Source organism: Neoluteolibacter marinus (assembly GCF_014904755.1).
Taxonomy (GTDB): domain Bacteria; phylum Verrucomicrobiota; class Verrucomicrobiia; order Verrucomicrobiales; family Akkermansiaceae; genus Haloferula; species Haloferula marina.
Genome location: NZ_JACZFQ010000073.1, coordinates 118,374 through 131,244, shown reverse-complemented (window position 1 = coordinate 131,244; position 12,871 = coordinate 118,374). Strand labels below are relative to the sequence as shown.

Annotated in this window: 4 protein-coding genes; 3 read left to right on the top strand and 1 reads right to left on the bottom strand. The window is 61.3% G+C overall.

Features of this window, described 5'->3' with window-relative positions; all coding sequences use genetic code 11:
* Positions 1–84: 84 nt before the first annotated feature.
* Genes IG178_RS14570 through IG178_RS14560 form a run of 3 tightly spaced genes read left to right on the top strand, consistent with a single transcriptional unit; the run spans position 85 to position 11,830 of the window.
* Entirely contained in the window at positions 85–8,934 is an 8,850-nt protein-coding gene (locus IG178_RS14570; protein ID WP_193213295.1) for a chitobiase/beta-hexosaminidase C-terminal domain-containing protein, read from the top strand.
* Between the two features lie 23 nt (positions 8,935–8,957).
* Positions 8,958–10,916, top strand: a complete 1,959-nt coding sequence (locus IG178_RS14565; protein ID WP_193213294.1) for a hypothetical protein — start codon at positions 8,958–8,960, stop codon at positions 10,914–10,916.
* A 14-nt stretch (positions 10,917–10,930) separates the two neighbouring features.
* A complete protein-coding gene (locus tag IG178_RS14560; RefSeq protein ID WP_193213293.1) occupies positions 10,931–11,830 on the top strand; it encodes a hypothetical protein in 900 nt (299 codons plus the stop codon).
* 22 nt (positions 11,831–11,852) lie between these two features.
* Here IG178_RS14560 and IG178_RS14555 read toward each other — a convergent pair whose 3' ends face one another.
* Positions 11,853–12,707: an FKBP-type peptidyl-prolyl cis-trans isomerase gene (locus IG178_RS14555; protein WP_193213292.1), complete on the bottom strand. Its 855-nt coding sequence runs from the start codon at positions 12,705–12,707 to the stop codon at positions 11,853–11,855.
* Between the last annotated feature and the right edge of the window lie 164 nt (positions 12,708–12,871).

Below are 12,871 nucleotides of genomic sequence, written 5' to 3'. Positions count from 1 at the left end.
GGGGGGGGCGGAGGCGGAAGCCCGGGGGATGGCACCGGGAGTGGTGGCGCGGGAGGAAACGCCGGCGGATCCGGCGGTGCATCCGTGATCCTGATCGCCAAGTATCATATTTCGGCCGCTTCGACCGGCAGGATCTACACGCGAGGGGTCCTGGGCATCACGGGCAACGACGGTCGCGACGGAGGGACCTCCGGATCCGCACTTGGCCGGGGAGGCAATGGCGCGCAATTCAACTTCGGTGCCCCCCAGACGGACGCCGTGGCAGTGGCGGGAGCCCGCGGGGGCGCGGACGCGCAAGGCCGCTTCCCCACCCGGGGTGGCGACGGCGGACGCGGAGGCGCGGGCGCAGGAGGCGGAATCCAGCTGCAAGCTCCGGTGATTGATTTGAACGGTCAGCTCAACAACCTCGGTGGCCGTGGCACGGCACAGGCAGGCGCCCTCGAGCTACACCGGGCGGACGGACCGAACGCCCTGACCTTTGTCTCCGGCAGCAGCTACAACAGCAGCGGCACCTTCTACCGATCAACCTCTTTTACCACCACGCTTGGCGCTCCCATCATCAGCGCTTCGGGTAACAGCACGGCCTCTTCCCGGGAGGTCACCATCACACCTGCCGACAGCAAGATTCCATCAAGTTTCTGGGAAATCCGCTACACGACGGATGGGTCAAATCCGACGGCCAGTTCGACCAAATACGACGGCAAATTCCCGGTTACTACGGACTCTACCATCAAGGCGATCGCCATCGGCCTGCGGGGATGGCGGTCGAGCGCGATCTCCGCGCCCCTACCTGTGCTCTTCAATCTCAATCCACCCACGGTGACTCGGAGCGAAGCTCCCAACACTGGAGTTTACCACTATCAGCCCATCACGGTATCCTTTCAGCCGTACGGAAATCAAGGGAGCTTCCCAGGATACAAGGTTCACTACACCACCAATGGTACAAACCCCACCTCATCATCCCCGGCTTACACACCGGGCTCATCGCCCCCCATTCCAATCACGGAAGATACCAAATTGATTTTCGCAGCGTTCTCGAGTGCCCGCGACCAGAGCGAACCCGATAGTGTGGAGATCAAGTTCAAGGTGGCCCCGATCACTTTGAACAAACTACCCGACCAACCGGGTCCTCCGCCGTTTTACAAGGAGGAGGATCCCTACACGGTCATTGCGGACTCCGATTCCCCCGGAGTTTCGTACCACTACACCACCAACGGTATCGACACCCCCGGTAGTTTTTCGCCCAAGGCTACCGACGGAGTGATCCCGATCAACTACTTCACCAGCCTCAAAGTGGTCGGCATTCGAAGTGGTTGGGCCCAGAGCGACCCCCTGCCCGCCAATGGTTCCTACCAATACCGGGTCGGAAACGGATCCGTGACCTTCAGTCCCGAAGAAGGGAACGACAACACGACGAATGAACTGATGTTCATCGAGATGGAGAGTGCGCCGGGGACCCAAATCGTCTACACGATTGGCAGGAGCGAAAGAGACACGCCGGACCCGGAGGCCAACAGCGCTGGAGTGATCGTGAAGGGGCACCCGTATGTGGGTCCGGTGCTGGTGAAGACGAGCCCAACCTGGATCAAGGCCCGAAGCTACGCGAACGGCCAGCTGCAGGGGGACATCTCCCAGGGTCAGTGGTCGAATATTGGAAACACTGCTCCTTTGGGAGAGGACCTGCAGGGGCCTGCAGGTTCGGTCCTCGGTTCCTTCGGCGGCAGCCTGTCTCCGGGCATCCCGGTGAGAAACAGCGCCCAGTATCAGAACTCGGAATTGCCGCCCCGGGTTGCAGTTACTTCACTGGTTGTTGCGGAAGGTGTCGGAACGTTGGACACTTCCGCCCCACATGGTCTCAGCGTTGGGGATCCTGTTTTCATCTCAGGTGTGAATACCGTCGAGGTTGACGAAGAAAGCTACGATATCAATGGGGACTATGTCGTCACCGAAGTGCTGGATGACGACACCTATGAAATCCAGGTCGATGCACCGGATTTGACGGCGAACGGCCTCATTCTCTCGCAAGGGGTACGTGTCGGGAATTGGCAGAAATTCGCCTTCATCCCGAACGCGCCTGGGATCGAAAAGGTCTATGCCACCGGTCTGCCCGGGGACAGTGAGGTTATCCGCTGGTGGTTCCCGGAGCTGGACGGCGCGGGCTATCCGGACCAGTATGTCGAGTTCGTCCACACGATCCTGCCTCCCGATCCCAACGAGGTGATGGTGGTGTATCACACCGAGGGAGCCGGCATTCCTGACCAACTCCCCGTTAATCTGTCGAACATCCCCAACCCCGTGATCCACTACAACGGGCGCATCACCGCTGGCCTCGATGAGCAGGATCAGACGCAGGTGAACGAATCGTCCTTTCTCTGGATGGCACAAGACAAGCGTTTGCGCGCCAGCCAGCAGACGGGCTTCGCCGTGATTGAATATCAGGATGGTCCCAGCGGTCCGTTCGTCGGCATGCAGGTCGTGGACGTTCGCCCTTACCAGCAGGATCCCTTTCCGAATTCCTATCTCGCGGACCTGGGTGACGAACTGGAGCCGCTCGGTCTGCTAACACAGGATCCGGACGGACCCGGTCTGATCCCGATGCCCGAGGACGAATTGCGCGCCGCGATCCCTCTGGTGACCCGCGGCCTCGCCAACGCCCTCGGGGAGAGCGGCTACATCTATCAGCACAACCGCGAAGGCCCCTTCGACGGGGCGGTTTTCGCCGTAAAAAAGAACATCATATCTCCCAGCCTCATGGAAGTCGTCTGGACCCGCCGCGACCGCTTCGAACGGGCAGTGTGGCCCTACGAGATCCGGCAGTATCAAGCCGACTGGCCGGAGGTCGAGAAAATGCAGACCTACGTCGTCAACGAGCCCGGCGATCCCGTCGGCGATCGCACCGAGATCCCCTCGCCCCTCGAGCCGACGGTCATGTTCTATCAGGAGCAGGCGAGCCAGAACCGGCACGCGTCGATCGGCGCCGGCAACACCTTCATCGCCAACCGGGCAGGCCTCTCGATCCTCAAGCTTGAACTCGCCGAGGATAAGAATCTTGAGAACTGGGTCGGCTTCAAGGTGATCCGCAGCGCCTTCCGCAACGATGGAGAAGTCTTCGACCTCGAGCCGGTGGACCAACCCATTGGCCGGGAGATCGAAGCTGAGGATCACCTCGCAGGCTTCCGCAACGGAGTTCGCCTGATTCCGGATTACCCGGGCTTTATCTACGAGGACGAGGGTGACCGCTTCCTTCCCGGGATCTACCGCAACAACCCTGCGAACTTCGTCAATCCCGGACCCGGGCAGATCTTCGCCGTGAACACCGGCACACTCGAAGTCTGGTGGCATAACCGCTTCCGCGCCGACCTGTGGCCCGACGGACTCAAGATCGACTGGCCGTCCATGGTCCGCCGATACGACAGTCGCTGGCCGACCACCGAGGAGCTCACGGTCCGTGATGAAGAGGACAACGTGATCGTGCGCATCGTGGACATCGCCGACCAGCAGGGCACCGGCGCGATCGATCCGGGGATCTTCAATGACTGGTACATCTACTATCAGAACGAATCGGACGAGCGCGGCTACAATCCGAACGACGAACACGCTTTCAAGTTACCCGTTCAGGACGACTACGGAGCGTTCGCCCTGCGCAACGATCTTGGAGGCACCGACCGCTCCGAGCCTCACCTGATCCTGCCTTACCGACTGTCGATCGATCCGGAGGACACCTGGAACCTGCTCGTCTTCCGGGTGGAGGCAGGCGACTTCCGCTACCTGGGGACTGCAGGAACCCCCGTCCAGCCCCCGCTTCCGCTCAATAGCTTCACCGACCTGGAAAGGAGTTACGCCCTGCCCGGCTACGAGAGGTGGTGGTTCAGGGATCGGAAAAACCAGATATGGGCGAGGGCCGGCGGAGACACCTGGCGCCCCGGCGAACCTCACGGCCCCGCTGCCCTGGGCACGATCGTTTCGCGCTACTTCTACATTGATCGTCCTGAAGCCGGCTTCGACTATCCCGTTGGCTACAATGCCAGGGTGGACGGAATGGTTCCCTGGCTAGACCGCCTGGCCGTCGAGAGAAACCCGGGCCACCCATCCGGGGAGCCGATCGATATTACCTACCGGATCCGCTGGCCCGATTATCCCACTCCCCCTGCCCCGCCGAGCCTTCCTGAGCCAGAGGACTGGAGCAGCCCGACACCGGAAGAACTCCTTGCCTACGAACGCGCACTTGAAAATTTCGCCACCGGTCAGGTATGGCGGGACACCGTGGTGGCCGCATTCGCAGGAGAGAACCTGCATGGCGTGGGCGATGGTTCAGGAATTGGCTGGCGCCCTGTGCCGGAATTGCTGCTTGGCGAAAGTCTCGTTCATGCAAAGAAGGGGCTGCCCTCGGTGTTCGGGGGCTTCAATATTGATAGCAATGGCAATCCAATTCGTGAGGGTCGGAAAAGCGTCGAAATTCTCTACGACCAGTCGAGGGAGAACGGCGGAGGCCAATCGGTGAAGCTGATCGACCCGACATGGACTTACCGGGAAGGCGGAGTCCAGTTGGTTCCGGCCGAGGTCAAAACCACCCTCTTCGACGAAAAGGCTTACTTCCTCGACCTTCCGCCCCACCTCCAGACCCGCCTTTGGTATGAGCCCAACAACAACCGGTTGGTGTTCACCGGCGAAGTGGCCAACATTATTCTGGGGAGTGATCCCTACTATCTCCGGCTCAACGTCGTCCCACCGGCGGACCGTGCGCGAATCCTGAGCATCTGCAGGCCGGAGTTCACCGGGGCTTCGGCATTTCGAGCCCATCTCAACAGCCTGTGCGACAAGGCCACCGCGGTGAGGGAGATCGGCCCCGGAACCGCCAATCCGCTCGTTGATGAAGATGGAGATCCCAATTTTTCGAGTTTCGCGCTTACGGCGGCAGACCCGCTGGGTGACGGCTATGTGACGCTCGCGTTCGACGACGAGGAAGTTCTCACCGACCCTTCGGATCCCGTCTCACTGGCGGTGATCCGGGTGGCGGACCGGCTGTTCACAGGCGAACTCAGGGTCCAATTCCCTCCCAGCCCGTTCGATGAAAAACTAACGATCCGCCACAGTTCCGACTTTGGAGGGAGACCCCAACTCTTCGAGGTCGAATGGCAGTTCCGACCCGGATTCCTGCCGGAGGATGTGGTCGCCAACGTCAATCAATGGCCGGCCACTTACGTTCCCAGCGACTGGACCTCCTACACTCCGACCTACCACGCCCCGGGCGAACCACCACGCACCAAGCCGAACGACGTCGACCCATCCGCGGTGGTGATCGGAGGAGCGACCCGCGAAACCCTTTCCGACAACTGGTTCATCGCACGCTACAAGCCCCTCGATCCAGCGCATCCCTTCGCCGGGGAGTGGAGCGATTGGACCTACCCCCAGCTCGCAGAAGGCTGGATCAAGCGGGTCATGGCCGGCATCAATCCCTTCGAGCAGCGGATGGGCAACTATCGTAGCGGCGATGTCGACACGACGGTCAGCATCATCGAGCAGATCGGCGAGCAATGGGAGGGTGATATCCCGCTGAATCTCGATGGCATCGACGACCTTGGGCTGCTTGAGATCTACGAAACGGTGATGAACCGCGGGAAGGATCTCTCCATCCGGGGCACTCCGATGGTGGACTACGCCCCCGCGAACCAGGCCCTGATGCTCGCGGCTTCAAGGATCGCGGATCTTTACATGATGCTCGGCAACGAAGGCTATGCTGACGCCGCCGATCCTACCATTGCCTTCGGCACCAGCGATGGGCAGTTCGGGGCTCAGGCATCCACCCTCCACTGCTTCATGAACCAGACCCCCAACCTTCTGGAAGAGGAACTGGCCCTGCTGCGTGGTCGGGACGACACCGGGGTCACCGGAACGCGGCTCACGCCGATCTACAACCGGCTGCCGTGGAACCTGACCCGCGACATCCGGGGCGGCGAAGTCGCCTACGTTCTCAACTACGGAATCGAAGATGAAACCTGGAGCCGCTTCCTGCCCGATGAAAACTCTTACAACACCTTGGTCGATGACGCGGCGCGAATGTATCCGCAGGGCCATGGCGATGCCTGGGGCCACTACCTTTCCGCGAGCAAGGTTTACTACAACCTCCTGACCAACCCGAATTTCAGCTGGGTCGCCCAGCCCGAGGCGGTCCTGGTGGGCGGGGCACCGGTGATGGTCGATTACGAGGACGAGCGCCGCTTCGCCAAGATCGGGGCTGCGAAGGCGCGGACCGGTGCGGAAATCGTCAATCTCACCTACCGCAAGGACTACACCGAAGACCCGGCCAAGAGCTGGGAGGGCTACGACGACACCAAGGAAGGCCGTCACTGGGGCGTGAACGAATGGGCCGTCCGGGCTGGTCAGGGCGCGTTCTTCGACTGGGTGGTCGGCAATGCGATCATCCCGCACGAGGACCCGAACGAGCATGACGAGGGGATCCAGAAAATCGACCGTACCACCGTGCCCGAACTGGCGGAGATCGCTTCGTCCTATTTGGACATTCAGGGCCAGCTGAACATGGCCGATGCCGGCATGAACCCTCTCGGGGTGGCCTCGGACGCCGTGCCCTTCGACATCAGTCCCGACCTGCTGACCGGGCAGAACCCGCAGACCCACTTCGAGCAGATTTACGGTCGGGCCGTCGAGGGACTGAACAACGCGATCCGCGTCTTCAACCTCGCCTTCAACGCCTCGCAGCGGCTACGCGAGCAAAACGACGACGTGGCCACCTTCCAGCGCCAGGTCGAGGAGCGGCGGAGGGACTACGCCAGCCGCCTGATTGAGGTCTTCGGCTACCCCTACCCGGGCGACATCGGCGTCGGAAAGCTGTATCCGGCGGGCTACGAAGGGCCCGACCTGTTCAACTTCATGTATTTCGAGCCATCGGAGCTGTTCCCGGGCCGGGTCGGCGGAGGGGCGAGAGCCGTCACCCGCAAGTTCCTGAGCCGCGACCTGAAGAACGTGACCGGCGGAAGCTTCCCGGCGGAAATCGAGGTCACGCTCAACCTCTCGACCGAGGGCTTCGGCTTCATCAAGCCCTCCAACTACAAGAATCCGCGGCGCGCCGAAGGGGAGATCCAGATGTCCCATCGGGAAATCCTACAATCCCTAGGTCGCTACAAGCGCGCCTTGCTGGAGTATGACAACCTGCTTGGCCAGATCTCCGAGCAGAACCGGGTCATCGGAGCCCAGGCCGCCCTGAACGCCGCGGATCAGGCAGCCGCTCAAGCCGAGGTGAGAATCCTGCAAACGGCCCTGCAGGAACAGCAGACGCTCAACGAGATGATCACGGAGGCCCGAAAGAAGCAGGTTTCATTCCAGAATCGGGCCGCCTACTCGACACTCATCGCGAATGCTTTGGCGGAATATCTTCCTACGTCCTCCGGCCTCGCTCCTGATGTGACATCAGCGATCCGCGGGGCGATTCGCCAAGGCGGTGCGGTAGCAGGCCAAGCTTTCAGCGAGCAGGCGCAAGAACAGGCCGGCAAGGAACTTGCCCATCAGCAAGCCAAGGAACTGGTCTCCGCGCAGTCGAACCTCGACATCGTGATCGCCCGCAACGGCGTGCTCGATGCCCGGGCCAACGCATCGCTCGCACCACTGAGGGCCCAGCTGTCCCAGCTGGTCCGCTCGAAAAACTCACTCGAGTTGGAGATCTACAACGCCGAGGAGGCCATGAACCAGGCATCGAGCCGATATCTGGGGGTCCTCGCGAGAGGCCAGCGCCTGCTCGAGGAACTCAACACCTTCCTCGCCAACACCGCCTCGGACATCCAGCAATACCGCTACCGCGACATGGCCTTCCGGATTTTCCGCGACGAGGCGCTCCAAAAATACCGGGCCCAGTTCGATTTGGCCGGTCGCTACGTTTATCTGGCGGCGAAGGCCTACGACTACGAGACCGGCTTGCTCGGATCCGATTCGCGCAGCGCGGTGGCCTTCCTCGACCAGATCGTGCGCTCGCGGACGATCGGGCTGATCGAGGGAGGGCAACCGGTCACCGGACCGCTGACAGGCGATCCCGGCCTCGCTGACGCAATGGCACGGATGAGCGGGTCATGGTCGGTGCTCAAGGGGCGCCTCGGCTTCAACAATCCGACCTCCCTCAGCGCCAGCATGTCGCTCAAGTACGAGGCCTTCCGAATCAACCCCCAGTCCAAGGATGCATCGACGGTCTGGCGGGAGACGCTGAAGAAGCACTGGGTGGACAACCTCTGGGACGTGCCGGAGTTCCGCTTGCACTGCATCCCGCCGCAGGGCGGTACCGCGAGTACGATTCCCGCGCTGGTCATCCCCTTCGAGACCTCCATCCACAGCGGTTTCAATCACTTCGGCTGGCCGCTGGCCGGCGGTGACCACGCCTTCCCGTCCAGCCACTATGCGGTCAAGATCAAGGCCGCCGGCGTCGGATTCTCGAACTACGATTCGGTCATTGGAGGGCTGTCGGCGACCCCGCTCGTCTATCTGGTGCCCGTCGGTGAGGACGCGATGCGTGTGCCTACCGACCAGTTCACGGTGCGGAACTGGCAGATCATGGACCAGATGATCCCGGTGCCGTTCCCGATCGGCAACCTCGAGATCCAGGATCCCGGCTACCTTCCGCTGGCGGACTCCCTGAGCTTTGCGGGCAATGCCTTCGGACGGATTCGCAAGTTCCCCGAGTTCCCGGCCTTCCATGATGGCAGCGGCGGCTTCAATCCCGGAGGGAGCGATGTCCTCAGCAGCCGCCTGATCGGCCGCAGCGTCTGGAATAACCGCTGGCTGCTCATCGTTCCGGGTGCCTCGCTGAAGGCGGACGGTGCGGACGGGCTCCGCCAACTCATCGACGGCCGCCTCGTCAATGGCAAGCGCGACGGCAACGGCATCACCGACATCATCATCCGCTTCGACGCCTACTCCTACAGCGGCAACTGAATCGCTTCCCAGCCTTCTCATCCATGAAGAATCTCCCCGTCCCGACCCGTAGCGCCCTAGGGCGCGCCCTCGCCATGGTGGCGTTCGTCGCCATCGGCTCCACCGCCCGCGCCCAGTGGGTCGATCAAACCATCACGCTCAACCCCGGCTGGAACGCCGTCTTTCTCGAGGTCCAGCCGCAACCTGCGGATGCCGATCTGGTTTTCGGGAACTTGCCGGTCGAGAGCGTCTGGGAATGGAACCGGCGCAGCTCGTCGGTCCAGTTCATTCAGGACCCGAACCAGCTCATCCCCCGTAGCCCCGAGTGGGCAACGTGGTTTCCCGAATCGAGCCCGAACCGCTTCCTGGCAAATCTCTTTGATGTCCAGGGCGGACGTGCCTACCTGATCAAGGTCGGCGGTGCGTCGAGCGTCAATTGGACCTTGCGCGGCACCCCCGCACGTCCCGACGGCGTTTGGATTCCGGATTCATTCAATCTCACCGGATTCTTCGTCGGCACTGCCGGGGCCCCCACTTTCTCGAACTACTTCGCCTCCTCTCCGGCTCACGCCGGCCAGCAGGTATTCCGGATGGATGCCGCCGGGAAGTGGGTGCTCACGGCCCAGACGAGCACGATCCAGCGGGGTCAGGCCTACTGGGTGCGAACTATCGGTGGTTCCGATTTTGCCGGGCCCGTCGTCGTCGAACTGGAACGCTCAGCCGGCATCGATTTCGGCCAGAGCCTCGAAGAGGCGGAAGTCGTCGTTCGCAACCGGAGCGATTCCCAGGCCCGCACGGTGAGTCTGGCACTTGAGAACTCGCTGAATCCTCCACCCGATGCCGATACCTCGCCAGCCCCCACAGGGCCCGCCCTCCTGTTCTATCGCGATCCTGCGACCGCCGACTCGGACAACCCTTTTGGCCAGTGGACACCCTTCGACGGAACTATCAATGCGAGTCTTGCACCGGGAGAATTCCGGCGCTTCATGCTGGCAACGCGTCGCGCCGAGATGCCCGGCAGCGCTCCTGGAGGCAGTGCGAGTTACCAAAGCATCCTCGCCGTGACGGAGACCGGAGGGACAAGCCAGAAGATCGCCGTCCGCGTTGGCTCCGGCAGCGTCGCGCCACAACCCGCCGCAATAGTGGGAGGACAGGCTCCTCAGAGCATTCAGGCACCGGACAACGCGGGACTGTGGGTGGGGTCAGCCACCCTCAATGAAGTGAGCTGGGCCGTCGCCAACCGCAAACTCATCGCCGCAGCACAAAATGATGACCGACTCCAACTCTACAAGAATCCGGCCAACATCGACTTCGAGGACCCGGAAACCTTCGAGCCGATCTCCCCTCCGGATGGGCTGGATCCAGACGCGACCCTGCCGACACCATCGGAGTTCGTTTTCCGGGTGATCATTCATGTCGACTCGGCCGGGCAGGCCAGGTTGCTGCAGAAGGTGCTCCAGGTGTGGGAAGATGGATCCGACCGCCCCGATCCGAACAATCCAGGCTATTTCCTTCCTGAGACCCCCGGACGTTTCCGGCTCTTCAGCAGCGAGCAGGGCGCCACGGACTTCCGGGGAGCCAGCCTGCGCAGGGGGGACGAGGTTCCAAAGCGTCTCAGTACTGCCGCCTATCCCCTGGCCGCGCCTCAGCCCCTCTCGGGCACATTCGGGGAAGGGCCGCTCACGGGAACCGTTACATTGAGTCACACGAGTCCCTTCAACCCCTTCGTCCACCAATATCACCCCCAACACGACAATCTGGATGCCCGCTATCAGTCCACCCTTCCTCCGGGTGAAGATGGCTCCGAATCCTATGTCGTCATCCGCAATATCAGCCTTGAGTTCGCGGACCAGCATCCTGAAGGACGAATCACCCCGGGATGGGGAACCTCCGAGATCGGAGGGCGTTACAAAGAGACCATTACCGGCATCCACCGCACGCCGCTCCGGGTCGCCGGCGACTTCATCCTACGCCGCGTTTCCACAAATTCACAACTCGACTGATATCCGCGCCGATCATGAACGCAACATTCACGACAAACCAGAAGTTCGCCGCCACCTGCCTTGCAGTGGCCCTGGCGGCTCCCTGCGTCGCAATGGTGCCCGACCCGGGCAACATCTATTTCGGTCTGGCCAAGGATTTCATGGGCAATCCGCTCACCCCGGAGTCCACCGCTGAAGTCGTGATGATACGGATCTCCGCCGGGGAGGAAGTCGTTCTCGCCCGTTCTCCGATCTACGAAATCGACACTCCCGACGGCGAAGTGAACTACATCCTGCGTCCGGTCCTCGACGACGGTTTGGCTGGCCGATTCGATCCAACCGCAGGACGCAAGGACGATGAGGTGAAGATCTATGCCATCCACAACGGAGTTCGATACGAAACCGAGTCGCTCGGTGGCTGCACTCCGATCAGTGACGAAGTACCTGCCCTTGCTGCCCGTGGGGCCGTTCAGAAAGTGAATTTTCGCTGCATTGACGACTGGGACGGTGATTGCATCGCCGACTCCTGGGAGTTCCATCACCTCGGCACAACCGAGTTCGGTGGAACAGACGACTGGGATGGCGACGGCCGAAACGATTATCAGGAGTTCATTGATGGAACAAACCCCCTCCAATTCGACCAGGAAGAACCTGATCCGCTCATTGTCCCCCAGCTGGCAATCACCACAATTCAAGAGGGAGTCGTCAGGATCGAATGGGACGAGCAAGAAGGCCACACCTACAGCCTCCAATGGTCGGGAACACTGGAAGGCTTTACGGAGGTACCGGCGGAGAGAATTGTCGGAAGCATCGAAGGAGCTTCCTCAAGCAATACCGATGAATCCGCGCCTCTTGCCATCAAGAATTCAGGAAGCGAAGTGAACATTGAGGGGCTCCCCAGGATGTTCTTCCGTGTCGAGGTCTCGCGCGAGTGATCTTCAGCGTCCCTGGTAAGGCTCATTCGGGGGCCAGTTCGACCCTTTCGAGCGTCAGATCAGCAATCCAGGGACTTTTGGGCAATGGAGGCTTTGCATCCGGCATTGCGGCTGAGGCATTACACCACACCCGTCTTTTCTCCCCAGCCGCCATATCCGCGACCATCAGTTTCCATGTCGGATCCAAGTCATTGAAATCAAAGAGAATGGCTTCCCCCCGCAAGGCCGACGTGTCAATCAGTCGACCTTGTGCATCCCAGATATCGTAGTGAAGAGCCACCCGGGCCATAGATCCACTTGTGCCCTTGCCGCGCCCACCCGCAATCCGGACCCAACTCAATCCCAACTGTCCTTGGTGGGCCTCACCAGGAACACTTCGTTGATCCTCCGGCAATACTGGAAGCTTTGGTCCAGGTAAGACCCGAATCAGCTCCAATTCGAAGTACATCTGCCCTCCAGGCTTGCCTCCGCCCCCCGCCTCTCCATAGGCCAGATCTGCCGGAACCCATAGTGCACGCTTCTCCCCCTCAACCATGTCCTTCAGGGCCTCCGACCATCCTGGAATGACTTCTCCGACAAGTAGAGTAACCGGCTGATTTCGAATCAAACTACTGTCGTAGAGCTTTCCATCCTTCGTCCACGACGAGAAGTGCAATTCGACCCGGTCATTGTTGCCGGGCTTCCGAGTTCCCGATCCCTTGCGGAGCACCTGAATGCCGAGTCCGGAATCCTTGACCGAGGCTTCAACAGGAGCGCCTGAAACCACCTCCGGACTCTTGTCCTCGGGATCAGCAGCATGGACTGAAATCCCAGTCCCCAATACCCACGCTGTAAGTGGGACAAGCAGGCCGAAAGCTCTTCGAACACGATTGGACATCGAAAACCGCTCCTCTGTTTGACTTCCCTACTGAAGCTGGTCCTTCAGTCGATCTGATCACCACGAATAGAGGTAATCACAGGCTCAGGCTAGGCACCTCTCCTACCGCAGGCAAGGTCCGATCGCAGTTCAGCCCCCGGGTCGCTGCCGCGACGGCTTGATTG

What these genes read in the sequence shown, in the direction of transcription:
- IG178_RS14565 (WP_193213294.1), top strand. Translation starts at nt 8,958, where the DNA reads ATGAAGAATCTCCCCGTCCCGACCCGTAGCGCCCTAGGGCGCGCCCTC.
- IG178_RS14560 (WP_193213293.1), top strand. Translation starts at nt 10,931, where the DNA reads ATGAACGCAACATTCACGACAAACCAGAAGTTCGCCGCCACCTGCCTT.
- IG178_RS14555 (WP_193213292.1), bottom strand. Translation starts at nt 12,707, where the DNA reads ATGTCCAATCGTGTTCGAAGAGCTTTCGGCCTGCTTGTCCCACTTACA.